Below are 26915 nucleotides of genomic sequence, written 5' to 3'. Positions count from 1 at the left end.
GCAAATGGCAGGCTCTAACCAGAGCTAAGTTTGCATTTACATAAATATCAGGTATGACAATGGACACGTTAATCAAACCCTCAATACTCGCATTAACCATCGCCAGTGCACTTAGTGCAAACGCGAACGCAGAGATTATTATTTCCCAATACGTAGAAGGCGGCGCTTATAATAAAGCGGTAGAGATCGCTAATACGGGTGATACTGCGGTGACACTCACTGGCTACGAGTTGGCGAAATCATCAAACGGTGGTGGTACTTGGGGTAGCACATTCGACCTTAGCCAAGTGATGCTACAAGCTAACCAAGTGTATGTACTGGCGCATGGTGACGCGAGCGATACCATCAAAGCTATCGCGGATATTACAGATAAAAGCGTCGCGAACTTTAACGGTGATGACCCGATCGCACTGCTTAAAGATGGTGAAGTACACGACATCATCGGTGTGATGGGTGACGTAGATTTTGGTAAAGACACCACATTAGTTCGTAACAGTGATGCACTAACCCCTTCTGCTACTTATGATGCATCTCAGTGGACGGCATTTGAGAAAGACAACATTGACGGCCTTGGTGAGCTAAATGCGACTGAGCCACCAGCACCATTCGCTTGTGAAGTAGACGGTCAGCAACCTAACTTCACTACCATCCAAGATATTCAAGGTGAAGGCGATACGTCTCCATTCATTGATGGTTACCCATACATTACTGACGAAGATCATTTCGTAACTGGTGTCGTGACTGCTGTTACCACTGGCCTAACCAAAGGTTTCTACCTACAAGCACTAGAAAGTGATAACAACGACAAGACCTCAGAAGGTTTGTTCATTCATACCGATGCGGCAGACACGGAGCTAAAAGCTGGTGACGTTGTTTGTGTGAAAGGTAAAGTTCAAGAGTACTACAGCAATACTCAGCTAGCTTCTGATGCTAACAGCTATGTGAAAACAGGCACCTCTGAAACCCCTCGAGTTACCGATCTTGTTATCAAAGAAGGTGAGACACTACGTGATGCGCTAGAGCGTCATGAAGGCATGCAAGTTGAGTTGACCTCGGCAAGTGACTTGTTTGTAACTCGAAACTTCTCTTACGACTACGATTCACGTCGTAACAATATGATGCTCTCTCATGAAGCGCCATTGTTAAAGCCGACTCAATTACACGCGGCAGAGAGCGATGCAGCCGTTGAGCTAGCAAAAGACAACGCAGCGAACCGCGTATACCTAGAATCAGATGGCAAAGCACCAAACGGCCAAATCCCATACTACCCAGATTTTGCTAAAGATGCAGATCAAGATGGCTCTTCAGAGCAGCACATTCGCCTTGGTTCTCGAGTAGAAGGTCTACAGGGTGTCGTGGCTTACAGCTACAACGAATACCGCCTGATTGCGACAAATGAAGTCAATAACACCAACTTCGTGACTTCAGGTGAAGGCTTCGACGTGGCTCGTAAAGATGCCCCAGCGATTGCGGACTCAGATTTGCGTATTGCAAGCTTCAACGTACTGAACTACTTCAACTCCGTGGCTGACAGTGGTCATGAAAACCCAACCGGACAAAACCGTGGTGCGACTAATCTAGACGAATTCCTGATCCAGCAAGCGAAAATCGTTGCGGCGATGAACAAGATGGACGCAGACGTTATTGGTTTGATGGAAGTCGAGAACAATGGCTTTGGTGATGGCAGTGCTATCCAAAACTTAGTTGATGCCCTAAATGCTGAGATTGATGACGCTGAAGATCATTACACGTATGTCGAAATCGAAGAGCAAGACAAATACCAAGACGAATACTTTGGCAGTGATGCGATCATGGTGGCGATTTTATATCGTGCTAACGCAGTAACGCCAAAAGACGCTGCAAAAGTGATCATCACGCCAGAGCAGCACATTGCAGAAAACACAATTACTCGTAAAGAGGGCACAGAAAGTAACCCTGCTTACGATAAGTACCAACGACACAGTCTACTTCAGACCTTTACGGTGAAAGAGACGGGTGAAGATTTGTCTATTGTCGTAAACCACTTTAAGTCGAAAGGCTCTGAGTGTATTGAAGAGTGGATTGCTGGTGTAGAAGATTCTGAGCCAGCGGATCTGCAAGGCAACTGTAACAACTTCCGCGTTTCTGCTGCGCACGCAGTGGGTGAAGCGTTGAAAGAGGTGAAAGGCGATGTATTGCTCATGGGCGATCTCAATGCTTATGGCATGGAAGACCCACTTCTGACACTGACTGATTACTCGAAAGAGAAATACGGCCGTGACATTTATACTGCTGCTTACACAACCATTGGTGATGGTGAACTTCAAGTAGAGAAGACCAAAATTGAAAAAGGTTACGGTCTGCACAATTTAAACACGTTGCTGCACGGCACTGATACGTTTTCTTACACCTATTCGGGCGAGCTGGGTAATTTGGACCACGCATTGGCAAGCAGTAGCCTAGCGCAAAAAGTGGTAGCAATTGAAGATTGGCACATCAACTCACTAGAGAGTAACTTGTTCGAATACAGCAGCAAGTACACTGGTGATATGCCGAAGTACAAAGATGCGTTCTCTGCCTCTGATCACGATCCAGTGATCATCGCGATTGATTTACCAGATGATGACATCGATTTACCGAAAGCAGGTGACAACTTAGCCGTCGATGTCCGTTTACCACCAACGGCGGTTGTAGGTGATATTGTTACGGTGAACTTAACGCCATCCACACAAGCGGCTGCGGCAAGCAGCGATACGAAAGCTTACTCGGCTAGCCAAACCTTAGTTCAAGCTGATATTGATGCGCGTAGCGTGAATATTGAGTTTGAACAAACGCCAGAGCAAGGTAATTATCAGTTAGAAGAGAAAGTGACTGACTCGACAGGTAATATCGTGAAGTTTAGCTCTGTTCGTGATGTTTCAATGACGCAAACTGAAACTGGAACAGAAGGGTCGAAGGATTCAGATGGTGGTTCGTTTGGTTTTGGCGCGCTATTTGCGCTGCTAGGTCTCGGCTTATTCCGCCGTCGCCGCTAAGCGAATTTATTTCCTGATAAACCTTTCCTAAATAGCTGTAAAGACCAAAGGCCAGCCTATGCTGGCCTTTTTATTCAGCAAAAACTTGCCTTTCTTGCTTGGTATAGCAAAATACCGCCCTTGATTGTCACGAACGTGGCGATTCACTACGTAAGCATTGCCAAAACGGATTGGAGCAACCGACCCTTTATGTTGTTGATCATCGATAACTACGACTCTTTTACCTACAACCTTTACCAATACTTCTGCGAGCTTGGTGCAGACGTAAAGGTGGTGCGTAACGATGAAATCGATATCCAAGGCATTGAGGCGCTCAACCCAACTCATTTGGTGATCTCGCCAGGGCCATGTACGCCGAACGAAGCAGGTATTTCACTGAAAGCGATAGAACACTTCGCTGGTAAGCTTCCAATATTGGGTGTTTGCCTTGGCCATCAAGCGATAGCGCAAGTGTTTGGGGGGGAAGTGGTACGTGCACGACAAGTGATGCACGGTAAGACCTCACCGATTCGTCATAACGGTCGTAGTGTGTTTAAAAATCTGAATAACCCACTCACGGTAACCCGTTATCACTCTCTTGTGGTGAAAAACGGTACTTTACCCGACGTGTTTGAACTGACTGCATGGACAGAACTGCCGGACGGAAGCATGGATGAAATAATGGGTTACCAACATAAAGCCTTGCCAATTGATGCGGTGCAGTTCCACCCAGAATCAATCAAAACTGAGCAAGGTCACGAGTTGCTTGCGAACTTTTTAGCACGCAAAGCGATCTGATCGCGATCACTTTTCTTAACAAATCATTCATCTTTTTGCTGAGGTGAGCGGATTGCAAAACTATGCGATTCTCTCGAGTCTCTTTGTCTATTCATGTCTTTTTAAACCTTCTATCCCCTGTATTACATAACATTTATAAAAAATCACTTCTCTATTTTACTTTCTTGATGCATAAATAGTCATAAGCAGTGATTAATGGAAGTTGCTTTCGAGAACGAAAAGAATAAATCACTATTGAAATGGTTAATTAAATGTAAATACAATGCCGCAATAGCTTAAATGCAAAACATTATTTGCTGGCAAAGAGAGCCGGTTAAATTCGCTTATCTGCTACGCATGCGGTATCAAGAAGGAATGTGCAATGACAACGGAAATTAAAGTAGAGCGCGGTTTATTCGATGAGGTAATGGTACCTTGCTATAACCCGATGGAAATGATCCCTGTTAAAGGTGAAGGTTCACGTGTTTGGGATCAGGAAGGTAATGAATACATCGACTTTGCTGGTGGTATTGCAGTGAGCTGTCTTGGCCATTGTCATCCAGTAATGGTAAACGCACTAACAGAGCAAGCTAACAAGCTTTGGCACTTAAGTAACGTTATGACGAACGAACCAGCCCTTCGTCTGGCGAAAAAGCTAACAGAAGTGAGTTTTGCTGAGCGTGTGTTCTTTGCTAACTCTGGCGCAGAAGCAAACGAAGCCGCTTTGAAGCTGGCACGTCGTTATGCAGCAGACGTTCATGGCACTGAGAAATCTGAAATCATTGCATTCAAACAAGGTTTCCACGGTCGTACATTCTTTACCGTAACGGTTGGTGGCCAAGCGGCATACTCTGACGGCTTCGGTCCTAAGCCAGGCGACGTGACACACCTTCCTTACAACGATATCGAAGCTTTACAAGCACACATGTCTGATCGTACTTGTGCGGTCATGATGGAGCCACTACAAGGTGAAGGCGGCATCGTGCCACCAACGCCTGAGTTCGCTCAAGCGGTTCGCGAGCTGTGTGACAAACACAACGCCTTACTGATCTTCGATGAAGTGCAAACTGGTAATGGCCGAACAGGTAACTTCTACGCTTACCAAGGTTTAGGTATCACGCCAGATATTCTAAGTACTGCGAAATCACTTGGTGGCGGTTTCCCAATCGGTGCAATGCTAACGACAGCAAAATTGGCAGAGCACATGAAAGTGGGCACTCACGGTTCTACATATGGCGGTAACCCACTAGCGTGTGCGGTTGCAGAAGCGGTTGTAAATGAAGTCACTAAGCCAGAGGTTTTGGCTGGTGTACTAGAACGCGAAGCAATGTTCCGTGAAGGTCTAGAGAAGATCAACGCGAAGTACAACATCTTCTCAGAAGTGCGCGGTCAAGGCCTATTACTTGGCGCTGCACTAAATGAAGAATGGCAAGGCCGTGCGCGTGACGTGCTGGTTGCTGCAGGTAAACAAGGTCTCATGGTATTGGTTGCGGGTGCCAATGTCGTACGTTTCACACCATCACTCGTTATCACACAACAAGAAATTGAAGAAGGCTTGGCGAAACTGGATAAAGCGATCGCGACTTTAGTTTAAGCGCGATATCAGTTTAAACGTCAACGCAGACACCCCCGTCAAGGATCTCTGATGGGGGAATTGTTCCTACAATATAGTTAGGATCTTCTTGCATCTGGAGGGAGTATTGATGCTAGTAGTTCGCCCTATCGCGATGTCGGATTACGACGCACTGCACACTTGTGCGGTGGAGTCTGGTCACGGATTTACATCTCTACCGGTTAACGAAGAACTGTTAACCAATCGAATCAAACATTCAGAGTACAGCTTTGGTAAGCCAGATGTGGCAGAACCAGGCGATGAAGGCTACCTGATGGTTGGCTTTGACTCTGAAACGGGTGAGGTTGCGGGTACCACCGGAATCGAAGCATCTATCGGCTGGGATGTCCCATTTTACTCATATCACATTAGTAAAGTTGTGCACTCGTCGCCAAAGCTTGGCGTTAACAACGTCGTTAAACTGCTTACTTTTGGTAATAACTACACTGGTAACAGCGAAATTTGTACCTTGTTCTTGCGTGAGAAATTCCGCCAAGGTCTGAATGGTCGTCTAATGTCGAAGTGTCGTTTCCTAATGATGGCAGAGCACCCAGAGCGCTTCTCTGAAACGATCTTTGCGGAGATGCGTGGCGTTTCAGACGACGAGGGTAATTCACCATTCTGGCAATGGCTTCAAGAGCATTTCTTCTCTATCGATTTCACTCTTGCAGATTACCTGACAGGTATCGGCAAGAAAGGCTTTATCGCCGACTTGATGCCGAAACTGCCTATTTACATCAACCTGCTCAGCCCAGAAGCGCAAGCCGTGATTGGTCAAGTACATGACAACACGCGTCCAGCGCTGAAGCTGCTTGAGCGTGAAGGTTTTACCAACCGAGGCTACGTCGACATCTTCGATGGTGGCCCAACGGTTGAGTGTGATCTGCGTAATATTGAGTCGGTACGTCATTCATTCCGCGCGCAAGTCAAAATCTCTGAACATTCCAGCACACAAGACTTCTTGATGTGTAATTCATCTTTCGAGAACTTCCGTGCGACAGTCACTAAGGCGGCGTATGACGCAGAGACACAGAGCGTAATGATCGCACCAGACGTTGCGGATGCACTTTCGGTTGAAGAAGGGGATTTCGTTCGCCTTCTTCCGCAGTAACAGACGACAGAATTTAAGGATAGAAACAATGACACATTGGATTGCAGGTGAATGGGTACAAGGTCAGGGTGAAGCATTTACGTCTCTGTCGCCGTACAACCAAGAAGTGATCTGGCAAGGCAAAGGTGCAACGGCAGAGCAGGTGAACCAGGCGGTATCTGCAGCGCGTGAAGCGTTTATTGACTGGAAAAAGCGTCCATTTTCAGAGCGTGAGGCAATCGTGTTGGCTTTTGCGGAGAAAGTAAAAGAGAACAGCGAAAAAATCGCCGAAGTGATTGCCAAAGAAACTGGTAAGCCGATTTGGGAAACGCGCACTGAAGCAGCAGCCATGGCAGGTAAAATTGCCATTTCGATTCGCGCTTATCATGACCGTACTGGTGAGGCGAGCCGTGAAGCAGCAGGCAACCAAATCGTATTGCGCCACCGCCCATTGGGCGTGATGGCGGTGTTTGGTCCTTACAACTTCCCAGGCCACCTACCAAATGGTCACATTGTGCCAGCGCTACTGGCTGGTAACACGGTAGTCTTCAAACCGTCTGAGCAAACGCCATGGACGGGTGAATTGGCAATGAAGCTATGGGAAGAAGCCGGTCTGCCGAAAGGCGTGATTAACCTTGTTCAAGGCGCGAAAGAAACTGGTATCGCCCTCGCTGACGCTAAAGGCATTGATGGCGTACTGTTTACGGGTAGCGCGAATACGGGGCATGTATTACACCGTCAATTTGCTGGTCAACCGGGCAAGATGCTCGCACTAGAAATGGGTGGTAATAACCCGATGGTGATCTCTGATAAATATGGTGATTTGGATGCCACGGTTTACACCATCATCCAGTCAGCGTTTATCAGTGCTGGGCAGCGTTGTACGTGTGCTCGTCGTTTGTATGTGCCATTGGGTGAAAAAGGCGATGCGCTTATCACTAAGCTCGTCGAAGCGACACGCAATATTCGCGTAGACCAACCATTTGCAGAACCTGCGCCATTTATGGGACCGCAAATTTCGGTCGCGGCAGCCAAGTTTATTCTTGATGCACAAGCTAATCTACAGTCTCTTGGCGGTGAAAGCTTGATTGAAGCGAAAGCAGGAGAAGCGGCGTTTGTTTCTCCTGGCATCATTGATGTAACGAACATTGCTGAGTTACCAGATGAAGAATACTTCGGCCCACTTCTGCAAGTGGTGCGTTACGAAGGGTTAGACAAAGCCGTGGCGCTAGCAAACGATACGCGCTTTGGCTTATCTGCTGGTTTGGTCTCAACCGACGACCAAGAATGGGAATACTTCGTTGACCACATTCGTGCAGGTATCGTGAACCGTAACCGCCAGCTCACTGGTGCAAGTGGTGATGCGCCATTTGGTGGTCCGGGAGCGTCGGGTAACTTGCGCCCAAGCGCTTACTACGCAGCAGATTACTGTGCGTACCCAATGGCATCAATGGAAGGTCAAGAGACTGTCTTGCCTGCAACATTGAGTCCAGGTGTAGCGCTATAAGTTTTAATAATAGAGTCGCAACTATGCATTGCGGCTCACCTTGCCGGCGCATCATTTAGGTATGGGTTGTAGTGATCGTTGGCAGAACACGAAAAGTGAGCAAAGACTCGGAAAAGCGTGTTGACTGACTGGCATTTACCGTCACAGGTTGATGGTTGCTCGTTCATTATTCTGGACAACTTTTGTTGTGAACGAGCAGCCAACTTCCGCTTACCTTTAAACTCTACATCTCGTAACAAGGAGTCGTTATGACGCCCGATGTGTTATTTGAATCGCTATGGCAAGATTACATTCAACGTCTTTGCCCTTCGGCTGCTAAAGTGCATCAGCTGCTTCAAGAAGATGAGCCTCTGATTAATGATCATATAGCTTTACGTACCTTCAATATCGCGCCTCTTGGTATTGAAACTCTAGCTAAGCCATTTGTAGCTATTGGTTACAAGGCGTGTGGTGATTACGTTTTCGAAAGCAAAAAGCTGGTTGCTAAGCACTATGAGCACCCAGATCCGAAGCAACCTAAAGTCTTTATTAGTGAGCTAAAAGTTGAAGAGTGCTCGTCTGAGCTACAAGAGATTGTGAAAAATTTGGTGGCACAAGTCGATGCTGACAAGCTGAACGATAGCGCATTCTTACATGGTGGACGCTTGTGGGATTTAAGCTTTGCTGATTACCAAACGTTGGCTAAAGAAAGTGAGTACGCATCTTGGCTTGCGGCGCATGGTTACGGAGCAAACCACTTCACGGTGAGCGTTAACCAGCTCAATGAATATGAAGAAGTGAAGCAGGTAAACGATCATCTGCGTACCGCTGGGTTTACCATTAATGAAAATGGTGGTGAAGTGAAGGGCACTCCTGAGGTGTTGCTAGAGCAGTCATCGACCATGGCAGATAAAGTAGCGGTTCGTTTTAGCGAAGGCACTGAAATTATCCCTGGCGGGTTTTATGAATTTGCTAAGCGCTATCCGATGGAAAATGGTGATTTGTACCCAGGTTTCGTGGCCGCTTCAGCTGACAAAATCTTTGAAAGTACGAATGGCTAAGTTTTAGGGTTAACCTGTTAAGCTTACTCATTAGTGTTCGCTGCACCCTATCTCATTTGGTCATGAGTAAATAAAAAGCCACCAATGTTGCCATTGGTGGCTTTTATAATTTTGTTCGTTTCACTCTAGTTCGAGATTAACGAGTACCGTAAACCACGATGGTTTTACCGTGAGCAGAGATTAGGTTCTGCTCTTCTAGCATCTTCAAGATACGACCTACTGTCTCACGAGAACAGCCAACAATTTGACCGATTTCTTGACGAGTGATCTTGATTTGCATGCCGTCTGGGTGAGTCATTGCGTCTGGTTGTTTTGCAAGGTTCAGAAGCGTCTGAGCGATACGACCAGTTACGTCTAGGAACGCCAGGTCACCCACTTTTTGGCTAGTTACTTGAAGACGACGAGCCATCTGCGCAGAAAGACGCATTAGGATGTCTGGGTTTACTTGGATAAGCTGACGGAACTTCTTGAAAGAAATTTCAGCAACTTCACAAGGAGATTTAGCACGAACCCAAGCTGTGCGCTCTTGGTCTTCCTCGAATAGACCAAGTTCACCAATAAAGTCTCCTTGGTTTAGGTAAGAAAGGATCATCTCCTTACCTTCTTCGTCTTTGATAAGAACCGCAACAGAACCTTTAACGATGTAGTACAAAGTTTCTGCCTTTTCGCCCGCGTGAATTAGCGTGCTCTTTGAAGGGTACTTATGAATATGACAGTGTGAAAGAAACCACTCTAATGTTGGGTCGGTTTGAGGTTTACCTAGAACCATAATATCTCACTTCCTCTGCAGGGTACGCTTGCGCTATCCATATTTTAGCTAAGCCTGAATTAGGCCTACTAGAATAAGAGCACTTTTTATATGCTGCAAGCTCTCTTGTGTTTCGGTAAGAAATAGTATCCTTTTTCGAAAACGATTTCTTGATTTTAATCGTGCCATGATTGAGATTTTGTAAGCAAAACTGTGCACATGATCACGGTATGAAAAGTAAACATCTTCGCTGGCAGGTTTTTAGCCAATTTTCCCTGTTTCGATGAGCTGTTGTAGGATAGGCCGAACTATGAGCTCCATTGCAAAGCTCATCTTACCGCCGGGTACGACAATCGTGTTGTGGCGTGACATGAATGAGCCATCAATCATGGCCAGCAGATATGGGAAGTCGACATTCTTGATACCGCGTAGGCGAATCACCACAAAACTCTCATCCAAACTAGGGATGCCTTTTGCATTAAGTGGGTTGGAAGTATCAACGGTCGGTACGCGCTGGAAGTTGATGTGAGTACGAGAAAACTGAGGAGTGATATAGTTGAGGTAATCGTCCATGGATCGCACGATTGAGTCCATTACCGCTTCACGCGAATGGCCGCGATCGCGAGTGTCGCGTACGAATTTTTGTATCCACTCTAAGTTCACAATCGGCACCATGCCAATTAAGAAATCCACATGTTGAGCAACATTAACATCGCCATCGACCACGCCACCATGTAACCCTTCATAAAACAGAACGTCGCTGTTTTCGGGTAAGTCTTGCCACGGTGTAAACGTGCCTGGCATTTGATTGTAGGGAACCGCTTCGTCAAACGTGTGCAGATAACGGCGCACGCTGCCAGTGCCGTCATGCCCGAACTTACGGAAAAACTCTTCTAATCCCGGGAAGTCATTAGCTTGTGGGCCAAAGTAGCTAATGTGTCGACCTTGCTCGCGGGCTTTGCGGATTTCGATGTCCATTTCTGGGCGAGTAAAGCGATGGAAGCTATCGCCTTCAACCCATGCGGGTTTAACGTTCATCATATTGAACATTTTACGGAAGGCTTCAGATGTAGTGGTCGTGCCGGCACCGGACGAACCAGTAACCGCAATAATTGGGTGTTTAGCTGACATGACAAACCTTGTCGAAAATTACTTACCTGTAATGTGCAGTAGAGTTACTACTGCACGGTCGATATCCCACTATAGCACGTAACAATACCTTGTCATCGAGTGGGATACGGTAAAATGTGAAAGGTCTAAAATTTTGTTTTATGCTGAATATCGACGGTTTCGTGTAGCTCAGAGAACACGATAACCGCTTCACCTTTTTCCAATTGAGCTTTAACTTGATCAATTTTGTCATGCAAAGAAACCTCGACGGTTCCGTAATCCGTTCCTTCGCGTAAGACGAATTCACGAATTAAGTTTTCCAATGTTTCCGGCGCAATGTCTTGCCATGGAATGATCATAAATACCTCTAACTTTTATGATGAGCGGCTAGTTTACTGCGTTCGTTGCTTGGATACAGCAGAAAGGTAATCTGCGGCGATACTTTCGTAATACGCGGGCAGCGCTTCCTCCAACCAAAACTTAGGTTTTAACGCCGTTCCTGTCAGGAAGCCAACATGGCCACCGTGCTCAAAGAGACGGTAATCAATATTATCTGGCAGAACAAACTTCGGGATCACATCGTCGGTCATGAACGGATCGTCTTTGGCATGGATGATCAGTGTGGGTAGCGTGATTTGCTGTAGTTTACTTAAGCCAGAGCATTGGTCGTAATAATCTTGTGCGTCTTTGAAGCCATGCAATGGTGCGGTAATCAAATCATCGAATTCATACAATCGTGTGACACGTTTTATTGAGTTGTAGGACAGCGCAAGCTCACCATGCAGTAGATGATGCTTTTGTAACGCGTTACGTTTCAGTGAAGAAAGCAGGTAACGGCGATACACTTTTGAAAAGCCTTGTTCAATACGGTTTGCACACGCAGCTAGGTCTAAAGGCGCTGAGATAATAGTCGCTGCATTCAAAATAGGGTGGTCTTTATATTGGGCTAAATAATTCGCCAACATGTTACCGCCAAGAGAAATACCAACTGCAACTTTGGGATTATCAGGAAAACGTTGTTCAAGGTGCTCTAGGAAGTAACGAGCATCCGTCACTTCTCCCGAGTGATAAGCTCGTGCTTTTTTGTTTGGTTTACCGCTGCAGCCACGAAAATGCATCATCACCGACAGCCATCCAGATTGAGCAAATGCATTCATTAGCCCATTGGCATAAGGGCTATAGAAGCACCCCTCTAACCCATGAAATAAAACAAAAATCGGCTTTTTTTGTGCAGGCTCTTGGGTTGGGTCCTCGCTCCACGCGAGATCGAGAAAGTCGCCATCGGATGTATCGAGGGTTTGCCAAATCGGCGTAAATAACGCTTTTTTGCGAATAAAACGCGGCAAAAGCGTTTGGAGATGCGGGTTTTTGATCCCGGCGGCTGCGAAAAATTGTGTCATACCTAACTGCTCTTATGCGGTCCTTCGGTGTCCGTTGAAGAACTTATTAATATAATCCTTTATAAAGATTATAGGTATTCTACAGATTTATGGGCGTTTTGGTGGTTGAATGTTTGGCACCGGAATAGCAAAGGCTTGCTGCAAATGCTCCCCACCGAGTTGACGACAGTATCTCAACGTCAGTGGGTCACCATCATTTTTGAGTAGTGCAAGTGAGTTAATGCAGCCCACCAAATCCGCTTGTTGCTGCTTTTCTAGTTGCAGCTCAAACTGCAAGGTCTCACGATACAAAGCGTCATTGACTTGAGACTTAAGGTGGCGACGAAGGTCGCGAAAGGAGTGAAGTAAAGTTTCGCTTCTACCTAGACAGTCTTGCACCAAGGGCCAGTCTTTTTCTTGGAAAATGAGTTGCTGCTCATCGAGCCATCTGAGCAGCAGGAGTAGGTTCACGTTACCGTGGTAGTTGTTTTGCAATGATAAGCACGCCTCTTTCACTTCTCGCACACCATAAAACTGCAGACTAAACTGCCAAAGGTGTTCTAGGGTGAGTGTGTATTCAGCGTGTTGATTACTCATTGATTAAACTCTAGCTCCATCTGCTCCAACGTTTCTTGAGCAGACATCCATTCCATTTCAATTTCTTCGAGCTCAGCCTTACTAGAAGCTTGAAGTGCCAGCACTTGGTTAAGTTTAGCTTTATTTTCGGCCGCATACAGTGAGTTGTCCGCCAATTGTTCTTCAGCTTCGGCCAGTGCAGCACCTAACTTATCCATTTTATTTTCTAGTTGTGTCAGCGTTTTGCGAATTGGCGCTGTCTGTTTTCGAAACTCTGCATCGCGACGTTTTTGCTCTTTCTTCGCAGCTGCGCTGTTGGCCGTATCTTTGCTTGGCTGCGCAGCCTGCGCTTCTTTGCGTTCCGCTCTTTGTTGTTCGGTTAACCATTTATAATAGTCATTTAAATCACCGTCGAACGGAGCAACTTGTCGATCATGCACTAAATACAAGTCATCGGTCGTAGCGCGCAGTAAATAGCGGTCGTGCGAAACAATCACCATCGCACCTTCGAATGTTTGCAGTGCCATCGTAAGTGCTTGGCGCATGTCCAAGTCTAAGTGGTTGGTCGGTTCATCAAGTAGCAACAGGTTTGGCTTTTGCCACACAATTAAAGCCAACACCAAACGGGCTTTTTCGCCACCAGAAAACGGCGCAACTTTTTCTAGTGCTTTGTCACCTTGGAAGCCAAAGCTACCTAGGTAATCACGTAGCTGCTGTTCGGTTTGATCCGGCGCGATCTGCATCATGTGTTGCAGCGGCGTTTCCTCTGGGTGCAGCGTTTCTAATTGATGCTGGGCAAAGTAACCTATTTTTACGCCTTGTGAGTAAGTCAGATCGCCACCTTGCGCGTTAAGCTCACCAGAGAGCAATTTGATCAAGGTCGATTTACCCGCGCCATTACGGCCGAGTAGACCAATGCGACTGCCAGGAACCAAGTTCAAGCGGATCTTCTCTAAGATCAGGTTGTCACCGTAGCCTGCCGATACTTCATCCATCATCATGATTGGGTTTGGCAGCGCCGCGGGCTCACGGAATTGGAAGCTAAATGGGTTATCGAATTGAGCGGGTAACACTTTCTCCATGCGCTCCAAAGCTTTAATACGGCTTTGAGCCTGGCGTGCTTTAGAGGCTTTATAACGGAAGCGGTCGATGTAGCTTTGCATGTGCGACATCTGTTTCTGTTGCTTCTCGAACATCGCTTGCTGCAGCACCATTTTTTGCGCTCGTTGGTTTTCGAACGACGAATAGTTACCCGTGTATTCGTTCAATTGTTGGTTTTCGATGTGAATAATACGGCCAACAATGGGGTCAAGGAAGTCACGGTCGTGCGAGATCAGGATCAGTGTGCCTGGGTAGTTTTGTAGCCAACGTTCAAGCCACATCACCGCGTCTAAGTCCAAGTGGTTGGTTGGCTCATCGAGTAGCAATAAGTCAGAACGGCACAATAGCGCTTGGGCTAAGTTAAGGCGCATACGCCAACCACCTGAGAATTGAGTCAAACTCCAACTCATTTGCTCTTGGCTGAAACCTAAACCGTCGAGCAATTCTGCCGCGCGAGCGCGAATGCTATAACCGCCGATGGTTTCAATTTTACCGTGGATCTCGGCAACCAAGGTGCCGTTGTCTTGTGCTTCCGCTTCAGCCAACTGCTTTTCGAGCGCTCGGTACTCGCGATCACCATCGATGACGTATTCTAGTGCAGTGCGCTCTAGCGCAGGCGTTTCCTGTGCGACCCAGGCCAACTCCCAATGTTGAGGTTGGCTAAATGAGCCTGCATCAATCGACAGTTCATCTTTCAGCAATGCAAATAGCGTTGATTTACCGCAGCCGTTTTTGCCCACAAGACCGACTTTATCGCCAGGATGGATAGTCGCTGAAGCTTGTTCTAAAAGAGGTTTACCGCCACGCAGTAACTGAATATCAGAGAAGGTAATCATAAAGTTTTCATTCACTTTGCGCAGTGCGCGTTGCTTGGTTACATCGCGAAGTGGTTTCAATCGTTTTTAAAGCCACTTGGGTATATATCTTGCGGTGAATAGTAGGGGTATTGGCCGGAAAAGTCGATTGATTCGCTTTAATTGCATTATGCTGTACAAAAAAGTATAACAATTTGATAACGGATAAAAATAACCACAAGGACGACCATTTGGCTGTTGCACCGTCTATTCTCCCAAGAGTTCTGGTCATTTATGCTCATCCAGAGCCACATAACTCGATTGCTAATCAAGTGATGATTAAAAAAGCTCAGTCGCTTGAGCACGTCACTGTGCACGATCTTTACGGTGTTTACCCTGACTTCTTTATTGATGTGAATTATGAACATGAGTTGTTGCTCACGCATGATGTGATCGTGTTTCATCACCCGCTTTATATGTATTCATGCCCAGCCCTGTTAAAAGAGTGGTTGGACCGAGTGCTGGGCAAAGGTTTTGCTTTTGGCGGAGGTTCGGCGCTGGAGGGAAAATACTGGCGCAGTGTGATTACAACGGGGGGGAAAGAAGAGGCCTTTAGCGCGAAGGGGTACAACAAATATCCATTAGAGCAAATCTTACAACCGTTTGAACTGACGGCCGCCTTGTGTCAAATGCACTGGATTGAACCTTTGGTGTTGTATTGGTCGCGTAATGTCTCGGATATTGAGCGGTATGAGCACGCCGAATTGTATCGTCGGTGGTTGAACAACCCACTTGAAAACTGGGAAGCAACAGACCAAGGAGGTCAGTATGGCGATAACCAGTGAGTTTCTTCAAAGTAGCGTGGTCTTTCTCTCGGCTGCGGTTATCGCGGTGCCGATTGCTCAGCGTCTCGGACTTGGCTCGGTTTTAGGTTATTTACTTGCCGGTGTGTTGATTGGCCCTTGGGGTCTTGGCTTAATCAGTGATGTTGATGCTATTTTGCACTTTGCTGAACTTGGGGTCGTGTTGTTACTGTTCTTGATCGGCCTTGAACTAAATCCTAAAAAACTGTGGCAAATGCGAGGACCGATTCTAGGTTTAGGCGGCGCGCAGGTGGTGGTTACGACCGCCGTGCTCGGCAGTGTCGTCAGTATGTTCGGCGTAAGCATGCAAGTGAGTTTGGTGATTGGGATGGGGTTGGCGCTGTCCTCGACGGCAATTGCTCTTAAAGTGATTGAAGAGCAAGGGCTCAATGGCACCGAAACGGGTCAGTCTGGTTTTGCGGTATTGCTCTTTCAAGATATTGCCGTGATCCCAATGTTGGCAATGTTGCCCTTGCTTGCTGGCGGGCAGAGTGGCGGTAGTTGGTTGGATGTCTTCACGGTATTAGGCAGTGTGGTGGCCCTGTTGATTGGTGGTCATTTCTTATTGCGTCCACTATTTCGTTTTGTTGTGATGAGCGGCGTTCGTGAGCTCTTTACCGTCGCCGCACTATTGGTCGTGCTTGGGATTTCTGTCGTGATGCAAAAGCTCGGGCTTTCTATGGCCCTAGGGACTTTCTTAGCCGGCGTTCTGCTGGCTGAGAGTGAGTATCGACATGAATTGGAAATCGCTATCGAGCCGTTTAAAGGTTTGTTGTTGGGTTTGTTCTTCATCGCGGTTGGCATGGCGGTAAATTTGGGGTTATTGGCATTACACCCTTTAGAGATTCTGGGCGCGGTGGTGGCTTTGGTCGTGGTTAAGGGCTTGGTTTTGTATGCATTGGCGAGAGCTGCCCGTGTCGGAGCCAAAGCGAGAAGCCGTATGGCCGCGATTTTAAGCCAAGGTGGTGAGTTTGCCTTTGTCATATTTACCGCAGCGAGCCAAGAGGGCATTTTATCCAAAGAGCAAGTGGCTTTTCTGTTGGTGGTGGTCAGTCTATCCATGGTGACGACACCACTTTTGCTGATGGGACAAAAAAAATGGTTTGCTCATACCCTGAATCAAGAAGAAGAGGGCATGACCACGAAAGTAGTGGATCGTCGGCCACGTGTGATCATTGCAGGCTTTGGACGTTTCGGTCAGATCGTCGGACGTTTAATGTATGCCAATAAAATCAAAGTGACGGTATTAGAAAGTGATGCCAGCCAAATTCACCTACTGCGCAAGTATGGTTACAAAGTGTTTTATGGTGATGCTACCCAAATTGATCTTTTGCGGGCTGCTGGCGCAGATAAAGCAGAAGCATTGGTCATTTGTACCGATTCACCTGATGAGGTGATGGCCATCGTTGATATCTGCCGCGTGCACTTCCCGAAACTTAAGTTGCTAGCCCGAGCAAGAAGCCGTGTCGAGGCGTATCAGTTAATGAGCCACGGTGTTGAGAATTACTCTCGTGAAACATTTTTAGGGGCATTGGATCTCGGTCGTCAAGCGCTCGTAGAACTTGGTATGCACCCTTATCAAGCAAAGCGGGCAGAAGCACATTTTCGTAAGTTAGATAATGCTATGCTTAAGGACTTATTGCCTCAGCACAATGAAGATAAGAAATTGGCTCAGAGAGCGAAAGAGGCACGCAAAGAGCTAGAAGAAATTTTTGGTCGTGAGATGGAGAGCGACCATCAGTCACCTAATCATTGGAAGTAGTACTTGAGCCAAGACTCAAGCTAAGGAAATAGCGTGAAAATCAAGAAACGTTTTATTGCCGGCGCTAGCTGCCCAAATTGCAGCCAGCAAGATACCCTGCGCTGGTGGATTGAAAATAATATCGAGTTAGTTGAGTGTGTCGAGTGTGAGTTTACTGAGCAGCGTAAACCGCAATCTGTAGAGAAAAATAAACACTCAGATCAGGAAATGATCGGAATTTTTAAGCCGGAATAATTGAACTTCGATAATTGATCCCCATAATACACCCAGATATCTCAGTACTTAACCCCATTCAGGTTAAGTCAATTAATCTCCCTGGAGTTAGTATGAAAATTGAAAAGAACGTTGTTGCAAGCCTTGCATACAAAGTAATGATGGAAGACGGTGTCGTTGTTGATCAATCAACAGCAGAAGCGCCTCTAGATTACCTTCACGGTCACAACAACCTAATCACTGGTCTTGAAAAAGAGCTTGAAGGTAAAGTGGCTGGCGACAAGTTCTCAGTAACGGTAGCTCCTGAAGAAGCTTACGGCGAGCACAATGATGCGCTAGTACAACGCGTTCCTGCGGACGTATTCCAAGGCGTTGACCAAATCGAAGTGGGCATGCGCTTCCTAGCTGACACTGACCAAGGTCCAATCCCTGTAGAAGTAACAGAAGTTGATGGCAACGAAGTGGTTGTTGACGGTAACCATATGCTAGCTGGTCAAACACTAACTTTCGAAGTAGAAGTTATGTCTACACGTGAAGCAACAGCAGAAGAGATCGAACACGGTCATATCCATCAAGCTGGTGGTTGTGGTCATGACCATGATCACGATGATGAAGGCTGCTGTGGCGGCGGCAGCTGTGGTTCTCACTAATCACAAGCTCCTTCACTAGATAATCTTATCTAGTAAAGCTTTGCAAAGCGCAAGTTGAGGTTTCAACTTGCGCTTTTTGTTTATCTAAGGTGTAGTGCATAGAAGAAAAGAACAACTCATGGAAAAAGCGATGACAAAACCTTTCTCGATTGCGATTCATGGTGGCGCAGGCACCATTTTACGTGAACAGATGAGCAATGAACTTCAGCAATCGATCTTGGCTGATTTGGAAGCGTCGGTAAAAGCTGGCTATCAAATTCTAGAGAAAGGCGGCGACGCTTTGGATGCGGTTATTGCTGCAGTAAAAGTATTGGAAGACTCGCCTAACTTTAATGCGGGTAAAGGCTCGGTGCTGACCAACAACGAAATGGTAGAAATGGATGCCTCTGTCATGGATGGTCGAAACCAAGCCGCAGGCGCGGTCGCTGGTGTTCGTCATATCAAGAATCCAATTGAGCTCGCTCGTGACGTAATGCGAAACAGCAATCACGTGTTGTTGGTGGGTGAGGGCGCAGAGAAGTTTGCTTTTGAACAAGGCCATGAGTATACCGAACAGGATTACTTCTTTACTGATCGCCGTTATGAGCAGTTGCTGTCTATGCGTGAGAAAGGGCTGTTTGCTTTGTCGGAATCTCGCTACCCAGATGATCGTAAACATGGCACCGTCGGAGCCGTAGCGTTGGACCAACAAGGTAACTTAGCCGCTGCCACCAGCACGGGTGGCGTAACGAATAAGCAATACAATCGAGTTGGGGATTCGGCTTTGATAGGCTGTGGCACGGTGGCCGAAAATGGCGTTGTCGCAGTTTCAACTACGGGTGTCGGTGAGTTTTTTATCCGTAAACGTGTCGCAGAAGACGTCGCCGCGCGGATGCGTTACTTACAAGAAGATATTCATACTGCTTGTGAGCATATTATTCAGGGCGAACTGAAAGAGATGGGCGGCGAAGGCGGCTTAATCGCAATTGACGCGCAAGGTGAGCTGCACTTTGCGATGAACAGCTCTGGTATGTACCGAGCTGGCATCAACACTCAAGGCGAGTTGAGCGTCAAAATCTACGCTGACGAATAGCTTCCTCTTGAGTGCCTCTTAAGTAATAAATACAACAAAGCCCAGAACACGTTCTGGGCTTTATGCTATTTGAGCCTGCATTTTAATAATGCGGTGGTGGGGTTTCTTCTGACGGATCGGCTAAATTCGACGAGTCCATATTTTTTACTTTACCTACCACATATTTCATCTGATCGAGCATCTTGGTAATTTGCAGTTGCTGCTGCGATAAGGCACCGTTCAGATCTTCAATAGTCTGTTCTTGGAACGCAAGCTGACATTCTAAGTCATTAATGCGTGCTTCCAATTGCTGAATGATTTTTTCTGTCATGATCCGTTCTCTAACTGCCAAGCTTGGGCAATACCTGCTGAAGTAGCAGTAATTACGCGTTGTTTTGAATCAAAGGCTGCATCATACACGACCGCACGGGGAGGGCGAGTGTCTTTTTTGGGCTCAACTTCAAATCCGCCAATCCGTTTTCCGGTTTGAGTATCCCATATTGAAACGCGGCCAGAAGGCGTTCCTGTCACTAACTGAGTTCCGTCGTCAGAAAATCGCGCAGTAGAAAAGATCAATTGGCGCGACCAACTGCTCAACTGTGTGACTTCTTGTCCAGTTTTTAAATCCCAAATTACCGCTTGGTTTCCGCCATCGGATGTCATTGCTAACTTGCCATCTCGTTGCAGGGCAACACGAACAACCCGTTGTTCATGTTCGAAGGTCCGCAGCACTTGTCCGGTTTCGGTGTCCCACAAATACGCTTTGTAGTCATTACCACCAGTCAGTGCGAAGCGGCCATTAGGAGAAATGGCGACGGAATTGACTTTTTCACGATGCGCAAGGAACTCCAAGCGACGTCCGGTGACTAAGTTGACGTAAATTGCTTTACCGTTGGATAACCCGAGCAGAACTTGCTCACCGTTACTGGTGATATCAACGTCGCGAATGAGCGCATCAGAAATAGACCAAAGGCCTTCGGATTGCGTCCAACCTAAGTCCCAAACTGCGAAGTTCATTTGGCTTGCTGTGACTGCATAGCGACCATTGTCTGAGATACGAATATGGGATACCACGTTGGCATCGGCATCGAGCTCACCCAGGTTGGCTAGTTGTTCATTTTGCTCTAGGTCCCACAACATCAAATGGTGTTGCTGAGAATAGAGCAGAGCAAATCGTCCATCTCTGCTAAGTGCGAAGCTCGTCGCACCCTGAGGCTCTATCGGCCAACGGTGCACTTCACGCTCGGCGAAAAAGCAACCATTTAACGTGGTGATGACAATTAAATATAGGAATAAATGAGAAATTCTTTGCATCACATCTAATAATCCGGTTTGTGTCTTAAGACATATAGCTAGTATATTGGTATAACGATTGTCTTCACTAGTCTCATAGAAGATTTGTGCACAACAACCAATGGCAAAGCCATTATTGGGAGAATTTAATGAAATCAGTTTTAAAAGTGTCGCTACTTGCTGCAACAGTTATGCTAGCGGTAGGTTGTCAGAAAGAAGAAACTAAAACAGAAGCCGCACCTCAAGCAGAACAAGTTCAAGCAGAAACCGGTAAAGCGGTTCACTTTAAAACCGACGACGATAAAGCGGCATACGCAATCGGTGTTTCATTTGCTAACTACCTAAGCACAAGCATCGACAAGCCAAGCGAAATCGGCATTAATCTTAACAAAGACTTGGTACTAAAAGGTATCGAAGACGTTTTCAAAGGCAATGCTGAATTGAATGAAGAAGAAACACGTGCAGCACTAGAATCTCTAGATAAGCGTGTTGCTGAAAAGATGCAAGCACAAGCGGCTGAGAAAGCAGCTGAAGCGAAAAAAGCTGGCGATGATTTCCGTGCTGAGTTCGAGAAGCAAGAAGGCGTAGTGAAGACAGATACAGGTCTTCTATACCAAGTTATTACTCCAGCTGAAGGCGAGAAGCCAAAAGACACTGATACGGTTCAAGTACACTACAAAGGTACGCTAATCGATGGTACGCAATTTGATAGCTCTTACGATCGTGGTGAACCTGCAACCTTCCCACTTAACCGTGTAATCCCAGGTTGGACAGAAGGTGTTCAGCTAATGCCTGTGGGTTCTAAATTCAAATTCGTTATCCCGCCAGAGCTAGCATACGGTGATCAAGACACACCAAGCATTCCTGCTAACTCAACGCTAGTATTTGAAGTTGAGCTGCTAAAAGTCGAGAACGACAACGCAGAGCAATAACAATAAGCAGCGATAAGTTATTGAAAAAGGTCCGTTTAACGGGCCTTTTTTGTTCTAGGTCACTAGTTGGTGAGTTTGCTAGGTTGATTTTCAAATTTTCTGATAAACTTACACCAATTTGTTGATTTTTCGCTCGAAGGCTTATGACAACTACAGAAACAATAAACGCGGAGATGTTGCTCGAAATGGAATCCGTTAACGTGATGCCGTTTACCGAGCACGACAAAATCATTTTAAGATCTTATGAGGCGGTCGTTGATGGTATCGCCAGCCTGATAGGTCCCTTTTGTGAAATCGTTCTTCACTCGCTAGAAGACTTAAATACCTCTGCAATTAAAATCGCTAACGGTGAAAACACGGGTCGCCAAGTCGGCTCACCGATCACTGATTTAGCGCTTAAGATGCTAAAAGACATCGAAGGCTCGGAGCGCAACTTCTCACGTTCGTACTTTACCCGTGCAAAAGGTGGCGTGTTGATGAAGTCGATTACTGTCGCCATTCGTAATGGCGAAAATCGCGTGATTGGTTTGTTGTGTATCAACGTCAACTTGGATGCGCCTTTCTCGCAAGTCCTTCAATCTTTCATGCCAACGCAAGAAGCAAAAGAAGCGGCTTCCTCGGTTAACTTTGCTAGTGACGTAGAAGAGTTGGTGGACCAAACTGTTGAACGCACCATCGAAGAGATCAATGCGGATAAATCCGTATCGAACAACACCAAGAATCGCCAAATCGTGATGGAATTGTACGACAAAGGCATCTTCGATATTAAAGATGCCATCAACCGCGTTGCAGATCGTCTTAACATTTCAAAACACACCGTCTACTTATACATTCGTCAACGTAAAACCGAGGACGATGAAAAGTGAGTAAGCTGACTTACACGTTGGTGGTGAATGGTCCTGTTTACGGTAGCCAGTCAGCACGCAGTGCTTATCAGTTCGCCAAGGCGGTGATTGAGCAAGGCCATCAGTTAGTGAGCGTTTTCTTTTATCAAGAGGGCGTGACCAATGGTACTGCTTTGAGTGTGCCTGCCAACGACGAATTTGATCTCAATAAGGCATGGCAATCTTTGGCAAAAGAGCATGGTGTTCGTCTAGAAACTTGTGTTGCTGCGGCTTTGCGTCGCGGGATCGTAAGTGAAGAAGAAGCGAATCAACATGGTTTGGTCCAGAGCAATCTAGCGGAAGGTTTCGAGCAAGCCGGCTTAGGTAGCTTAGCCGAAGCGATGTTAACCCAAGACAGAGTGGTACAGTTTTGAGTCAGCTAACTTATCTATTTCGTAGCGCACCGCATGGCAGTGCGGCTGGTCGTGAAGGTGTGGATGCACTGTTAGCCGCGTCGGCTTACTGTGAAGATATCAGCGTCATTTTCATGGGAGATGGGGTTTACCAGCTTCTACTAGGGCAAGAACCGAGTAAGATCTTGAGCAAAGATTATGCGCCGATGCTGAAGCTTTTCGATTTATACGATATCGAACAAGTCTTTGTGTGCTCAGAGTCATTAGCTCAGCGAGGTTTGGCTCAAGCGGATTTAGTCATTGAAGCTCAAGCGTTAAGCTCAGAGCAGCTCAAAGATAAGTTGCAACACGCTGGCAAGCTACTGTCGTTCTGAGGAAGTTATGCTACATATTATAAAAACGGTCTCCGCTCTAGAAGACGCCATGCCCTTATGCAGTACACAGGATGACATCTTACTTATAGAAGATGCCGTGTACGCTGCTAACTCGCAGCATAAAGCGTTCTCCCACCTAAAAAACCGCAGTGTATTTGTGCTAGAGAGCGATATTCACGCTCGCGGTATTGCGAATCGTATCAGTCCATCACTGACGATCGTGAATTACTCAGGCTTCGTTGAGCTCACAGTTAAACAGGATAAATCGCTTACTTGGGATTGAACGTGATTTACTGTCGCTAAAGCTTTACGGATGAATTGTCCTAATTGAACAAAAAAGATCCGTATATTTCTTGACACACCTCTCACTGCTGCATAGAATTTTGCGTCCCTAACTGCAATGGTAGTTGGGGATAGATTTTTCACAAAGCTTACTTTCAAGTAAATCAGGAGCTAGTTAATGGCAACTATTAACCAGTTGGTACGTAAGCCACGTGCAAAGCAAGTTGTTAAAAGCAACGTGCCTGCACTAGAAGCGTGCCCACAAAAACGTGGTGTATGTACTCGTGTTTACACTACTACACCTAAAAAACCTAACTCAGCACTTCGTAAAGTTTGTCGTGTACGTCTGACAAACGGCTTCGAAGTTACATCGTACATCGGCGGTGAAGGTCACAACCTTCAAGAGCACTCAGTTGTTCTAATCCGTGGTGGTCGTGTTAAAGACCTTCCAGGTGTGCGTTACCACACTGTTCGCGGCGCACTAGACTGTGCTGGCGTAAATGACCGTAAACAAGGTCGTTCTAAGTACGGTGTGAAGCGTCCTAAGTCTTAATGGATTCCGTTAAGTAAGGCCAAACACTAAATTATTTTTAATTTTTTGAAAAAACTGAAAAGTTTTGGATAAAACCTGAAGAAGACAACGGAGATAAATCCATGCCACGTCGTCGCGTCATTGGTCAGCGTAAGATCCTTCCAGATCCAAAATTCAAATCTGAATTGCTGGCAAAATTCGTTAACATCCTAATGGTTGACGGTAAAAAATCTACTGCAGAGAAAATCGTTTACACTGCACTAGATGCTATGGCTGAAAAGTCTGGTAAAGACCACTTAGCTATTTTTGAAGAAGCTCTTGAAAACGTTCGCCCAGCGGTAGAGGTTAAATCTCGCCGTGTTGGTGGTTCAACTTACCAAGTACCTGTAGAAGTACGTCCGGTTCGCCGTAACGCACTTGCTATGCGTTGGTTGGTTGAAGCTGCGCGCAAGCGTGGTGAAAAATCTATGGCTCAACGCCTAGCTGCTGAAATGCTAGACGCGTCTGAGAACAAAGGTACTGCGGTTAAGAAACGTGAAGACGTTCACCGCATGGCTGACGCAAACAAAGCGTTCGCTCATTACCGTTGGTAATACCTTCTGTGCTGCGAGGTTCTCTCGCAGCACTTTTCTATACTCTAAGGTACACCTTAGTAAGAGGATACAATCGTGGCTCGTAAAACTCCTATTGAGCTATACCGTAATATCGGTATCTGTGCTCACGTAGATGCAGGAAAAACAACCACAACTGAGCGTATTCTGTTCTACACTGGCCTTTCTCACAAAATCGGCGAAGTTCACGATGGTGCAGCAACCATGGACTGGATGGAGCAGGAGCAGGAGCGTGGTATCACTATCACATCCGCTGCGACTACTACATTCTGGCGTGGTATGGAAGCACAGTTCCCTGAGCATCGCGTAAACATCATTGATACCCCTGGACACGTTGACTTTACTATCGAAGTAGAGCGTTCTCTTCGTGTACTTGATGGTGCTGTGGTTGTGTTCTGTGGCTCATCTGGTGTTGAACCTCAGTCTGAAACTGTATGGCGTCAAGCAGACAAATACCACGTTCCACGTTTGGTATTTGTAAACAAGATGGACCGTGCGGGCGCAGACTTCCTACGCGTTGTGAACCAAATTAAGAATCGTCTTGGTGCGACTCCTGTTCCAATCCAGCTGAACGTTGGTGCGGAAGATGAGTTCAGAGGTGTCATCGACCTTATCAAGATGAAAATGATCAACTGGAATGATGCCGATCAAGGCACTTCGTTTACTTACGAAGACATCCCAGCTGACATGATTGAACTTGCTGAAGAGTGGCGCAACCACATGGTTGAATCCGCTGCTGAAGCTAGCGAAGAGCTGATGGACAAGTACCTTGAAGAAGGTGAATTGACTGAAGCTGAGCTCAAACAAGCTTTACGTACTCGCACACTAAATAACGAAATCGTACTGGCTACTTGTGGTAGTGCGTTTAAGAACAAAGGTGTTCAAGCGGTACTGGATGCAGTAGTTGAGTTCTTGCCATCGCCAGTTGACGTACCTGCAATTAAAGGTGTCGACGAAAGAGAAAATGAAGTTGAGCGTCATGCTGACGACAACGAACCTTTCTCTGCGCTAGCGTTTAAGATTGCGACTGACCCATTCGTGGGCACGTTAACTTTCATGCGTGTTTACTCCGGTGTTGTAAACTCGGGTGACGCTGTTTACAACTCAGTAAAAGAGAAGAAAGAGCGTTTCGGTCGTATCGTTCAGATGCATGCGAATAAGCGTGAAGAAGTGAAAGAAGTTCGCGCTGGTGATATTGCAGCTGCTATCGGTCTGAAAGACGTAACAACAGGTGACACACTGTGTGATCAGAATCACAAAGTGATTCTAGAACGCATGGAGTTCCCTGAACCAGTTATTCAGATTGCTGTAGAGCCTCGTTCTAAGGCAGACCAAGAGAAAATGGCTATCGCGCTAGGTAAACTAGCAGCGGAAGATCCATCATTCCGCGTGGAAACGGACGACGAATCAGGTCAGACTCTGATCTCAGGTATGGGTGAACTTCACCTAGACATTATCGTTGATCGTATGAAGCGTGAATTCAGCGTTGATTGTAACGTTGGTAAACCTCAGGTTGCTTACCGTGAAACCATTCGTGGTAAAGCGGAAGTTGAAGGTAAGTTTGTTCGTCAATCAGGTGGTCGTGGTCAATACGGTCATGTTTGGGTCAAACTTGAGCCTTCTGAGCCTGGTGAAGGTTTCGTATTCGTAGACGAAATCGTGGGCGGTGTGATTCCTAAGGAATACATCAGCTCGGTATCGAAAGGTATCGAAGAGCAAATGAATAGTGGTGTTCTAGCGGGTTACCCTGTACTAGATATTAAAGCTACACTATTTGATGGTTCTTACCACGATGTAGACTCAAGCGAGATGGCGTTTAAGATCGCTGGCTCGATGGCATTCAAGAAAGGTGCACTAGAAGCACAACCTGTGATTCTAGAACCTATGATGAATGTCGAAGTAACCACTCCGGAAGACTGGATGGGTGACGTTGTTGGTGACCTAAACCGTCGTCGTGGTATCATTGAAGGCATGGACGAAGGTGTGGCTGGTCTTAAGATCATCCGTGCTCAAGTACCACTATCCGAAATGTTCGGTTACGCAACTGATCTACGTTCTGCAACTCAAGGCCGTGCGTCTTACTCTATGGAGTTTCACGAGTACGCTGAAGTGCCGAAAAACTTCGCAGATAAAATTATTGCAGAGCGTGGTTACTAATTGACGATTGAACTGCAAAAAGTTTACGACTTTTTGCGAGATCAGGGCGTCCAAATATTGCGCTAACGGGCGTTGGCGCATAAAATAACAATTTCTGGCGCGTCGTCGATCAATAATGATCACGACGAATCATAACTAGGAAGGAACACGATCGTGTCTAAAGAAAAATTTGAACGTACGAAACCGCACGTTAACGTTGGTACTATCGGCCACGTTGACCACGGTAAAACA

At 46.4% G+C, this 26915-nt stretch carries 27 protein-coding genes; 19 read left to right on the top strand and 8 right to left on the bottom strand.

The genetic code is table 11. The features are described from left to right. Positions 1-59 precede the first annotated feature (59 nt). The 6 genes from R7P36_RS22985 to R7P36_RS22960 all read left to right on the top strand — a co-directional run bounded on the left by R7P36_RS22985 (position 60) and on the right by R7P36_RS22960 (position 9019). On the top strand, positions 60-3014 hold the full coding sequence (locus tag R7P36_RS22985; protein ID WP_213900105.1) for an ExeM/NucH family extracellular endonuclease: 2955 nt from the start codon (positions 60-62) through the stop codon (positions 3012-3014). A 189-nt stretch (positions 3015-3203) separates the two neighbouring features. Further along, complete coding sequence (locus R7P36_RS22980; RefSeq protein ID WP_031780782.1) at positions 3204-3791, top strand: aminodeoxychorismate/anthranilate synthase component II; 588 nt, start codon at positions 3204-3206, stop codon at positions 3789-3791. Positions 3792-4152: 361 nt separating this feature from the next. Further along, on the top strand, positions 4153-5364 hold the full coding sequence (locus tag R7P36_RS22975) for an aspartate aminotransferase family protein (RefSeq protein ID WP_005381420.1): 1212 nt from the start codon (positions 4153-4155) through the stop codon (positions 5362-5364). A gap of 109 nt (positions 5365-5473) precedes the next feature. Then, complete coding sequence (astA, locus tag R7P36_RS22970; protein ID WP_005381422.1) at positions 5474-6493, top strand: arginine N-succinyltransferase; 1020 nt, start codon at positions 5474-5476, stop codon at positions 6491-6493. 28 nt (positions 6494-6521) lie between these two features. Beyond that, complete coding sequence (gene astD, locus R7P36_RS22965; protein WP_005381424.1) at positions 6522-7979, top strand: succinylglutamate-semialdehyde dehydrogenase; 1458 nt, start codon at positions 6522-6524, stop codon at positions 7977-7979. A 248-nt stretch (positions 7980-8227) separates the two neighbouring features. Then, positions 8228-9019 (top strand): DUF1338 domain-containing protein, encoded by a 792-nt coding sequence (locus R7P36_RS22960; RefSeq protein ID WP_005381426.1) that lies wholly within the window; start codon positions 8228-8230, stop codon positions 9017-9019. Positions 9020-9155: 136 nt separating this feature from the next. Here R7P36_RS22960 and crp read toward each other — a convergent pair whose 3' ends face one another. The 6 genes from crp to R7P36_RS22930 form a co-directional block, all read right to left on the bottom strand. Continuing rightward, positions 9156-9788 (bottom strand): cAMP-activated global transcriptional regulator CRP, encoded by a 633-nt coding sequence (crp, locus tag R7P36_RS22955; protein ID WP_005381432.1) that lies wholly within the window; start codon positions 9786-9788, stop codon positions 9156-9158. Between the two features lie 240 nt (positions 9789-10028). Further along, a complete protein-coding gene (locus R7P36_RS22950) occupies positions 10029-10898 on the bottom strand; it encodes a phosphoribulokinase (RefSeq protein WP_005381434.1) in 870 nt (289 codons plus the stop codon). 125 nt (positions 10899-11023) lie between these two features. Further along, complete coding sequence (locus R7P36_RS22945; protein ID WP_005381436.1) at positions 11024-11236, bottom strand: YheU family protein; 213 nt, start codon at positions 11234-11236, stop codon at positions 11024-11026. A gap of 33 nt (positions 11237-11269) precedes the next feature. Beyond that, the gene (locus R7P36_RS22940; RefSeq protein ID WP_033907159.1) at positions 11270-12277 is read right to left on the bottom strand and encodes a hydrolase; all 1008 of its coding nucleotides are present in this window, start codon (positions 12275-12277) and stop codon (positions 11270-11272) included. 87 nt (positions 12278-12364) lie between these two features. Then, complete coding sequence (locus R7P36_RS22935; RefSeq protein ID WP_213900107.1) at positions 12365-12853, bottom strand: TIGR02444 family protein; 489 nt, start codon at positions 12851-12853, stop codon at positions 12365-12367. Beyond that, positions 12850-14769, bottom strand: a complete 1920-nt coding sequence (locus R7P36_RS22930) for an ABC transporter ATP-binding protein (protein ID WP_318122315.1) — start codon at positions 14767-14769, stop codon at positions 12850-12852. Before R7P36_RS22930 ends, R7P36_RS22935 begins: the two co-directional genes overlap by 4 nt. A 209-nt stretch (positions 14770-14978) precedes the next feature. Between R7P36_RS22930 and kefG the strand changes: the two genes are divergently transcribed. The 5 genes from kefG (at position 14979) to R7P36_RS22905 (ending at position 19287) form a co-directional block, all read left to right on the top strand. Next, positions 14979-15572, top strand: a complete 594-nt coding sequence (kefG, locus tag R7P36_RS22925; protein WP_005397668.1) for a glutathione-regulated potassium-efflux system ancillary protein KefG — start codon at positions 14979-14981, stop codon at positions 15570-15572. Next, positions 15556-17352 carry a glutathione-regulated potassium-efflux system protein KefB gene (gene kefB / locus R7P36_RS22920; RefSeq protein WP_046874533.1) on the top strand — a complete coding sequence of 599 codons (1797 nt, stop codon included), beginning with the start codon at positions 15556-15558 and terminating at the stop codon, positions 17350-17352. The genes kefG and kefB overlap by 17 nt, the downstream gene beginning before the upstream one ends. A 33-nt stretch (positions 17353-17385) precedes the next feature. Next, a complete protein-coding gene (locus R7P36_RS22915) occupies positions 17386-17586 on the top strand; it encodes a YheV family putative zinc ribbon protein (protein WP_005381449.1) in 201 nt (66 codons plus the stop codon). A gap of 92 nt (positions 17587-17678) precedes the next feature. Continuing rightward, a complete protein-coding gene (gene slyD / locus R7P36_RS22910) occupies positions 17679-18215 on the top strand; it encodes a peptidylprolyl isomerase (protein WP_005397664.1) in 537 nt (178 codons plus the stop codon). A gap of 130 nt (positions 18216-18345) precedes the next feature. After that, positions 18346-19287, top strand: coding sequence for an isoaspartyl peptidase/L-asparaginase (locus R7P36_RS22905; RefSeq protein ID WP_318122312.1), 942 nt, complete (start codon positions 18346-18348; stop codon positions 19285-19287). 82 nt (positions 19288-19369) lie between these two features. On the opposite strand, the gene R7P36_RS22900 is transcribed toward R7P36_RS22905, so the two are convergent. Further along, positions 19370-19597, bottom strand: a complete 228-nt coding sequence (locus tag R7P36_RS22900) for a SlyX family protein (protein WP_005381455.1) — start codon at positions 19595-19597, stop codon at positions 19370-19372. After that, entirely contained in the window at positions 19594-20580 is a 987-nt protein-coding gene (locus R7P36_RS22895) for a WD40 repeat domain-containing protein (protein ID WP_046874532.1), read from the bottom strand. Before R7P36_RS22895 ends, R7P36_RS22900 begins: the two co-directional genes overlap by 4 nt. Before the next feature lie 128 nt (positions 20581-20708). Between R7P36_RS22895 and fkpA the strand changes: the two genes are divergently transcribed. The 8 genes from fkpA (at position 20709) to fusA (ending at position 26684) form a co-directional block, all read left to right on the top strand. Next, positions 20709-21491 carry an FKBP-type peptidyl-prolyl cis-trans isomerase gene (gene fkpA, locus R7P36_RS22890; protein ID WP_005397659.1) on the top strand — a complete coding sequence of 261 codons (783 nt, stop codon included), beginning with the start codon at positions 20709-20711 and terminating at the stop codon, positions 21489-21491. A gap of 143 nt (positions 21492-21634) precedes the next feature. Continuing rightward, positions 21635-22357, top strand: coding sequence for a transcriptional regulator (locus R7P36_RS22885; RefSeq protein ID WP_031780643.1), 723 nt, complete (start codon positions 21635-21637; stop codon positions 22355-22357). Beyond that, positions 22354-22749 carry a sulfurtransferase complex subunit TusD gene (tusD, locus tag R7P36_RS22880; protein ID WP_046874531.1) on the top strand — a complete coding sequence of 132 codons (396 nt, stop codon included), beginning with the start codon at positions 22354-22356 and terminating at the stop codon, positions 22747-22749. Before R7P36_RS22885 ends, tusD begins: the two co-directional genes overlap by 4 nt. Beyond that, positions 22746-23102, top strand: a complete 357-nt coding sequence (gene tusC, locus R7P36_RS22875) for a sulfurtransferase complex subunit TusC (RefSeq protein ID WP_005397648.1) — start codon at positions 22746-22748, stop codon at positions 23100-23102. Before tusD ends, tusC begins: the two co-directional genes overlap by 4 nt. Before the next feature lie 7 nt (positions 23103-23109). Continuing rightward, complete coding sequence (tusB, locus tag R7P36_RS22870; protein ID WP_046874530.1) at positions 23110-23385, top strand: sulfurtransferase complex subunit TusB; 276 nt, start codon at positions 23110-23112, stop codon at positions 23383-23385. A gap of 177 nt (positions 23386-23562) precedes the next feature. Continuing rightward, positions 23563-23937 carry a 30S ribosomal protein S12 gene (gene rpsL, locus R7P36_RS22865; protein WP_004399892.1) on the top strand — a complete coding sequence of 125 codons (375 nt, stop codon included), beginning with the start codon at positions 23563-23565 and terminating at the stop codon, positions 23935-23937. 101 nt (positions 23938-24038) lie between these two features. Next, positions 24039-24509 carry a 30S ribosomal protein S7 gene (gene rpsG, locus R7P36_RS22860; protein WP_005382796.1) on the top strand — a complete coding sequence of 157 codons (471 nt, stop codon included), beginning with the start codon at positions 24039-24041 and terminating at the stop codon, positions 24507-24509. 75 nt (positions 24510-24584) lie between these two features. Continuing rightward, positions 24585-26684: an elongation factor G gene (gene fusA / locus R7P36_RS22855; RefSeq protein WP_005382794.1), complete on the top strand. Its 2100-nt coding sequence runs from the start codon at positions 24585-24587 to the stop codon at positions 26682-26684. Positions 26685-26915 lie beyond the last annotated feature (231 nt).

It is taken from the genome of Vibrio sp. 397 (assembly GCF_033339395.1).
Taxonomy (GTDB): Bacteria; Pseudomonadota; Gammaproteobacteria; order Enterobacterales; family Vibrionaceae; genus Vibrio; species Vibrio alginolyticus.
The sequence above is the reverse complement of the archived record's forward strand: the minus strand, read 5'-3'. Positions and strand labels throughout refer to the sequence as shown.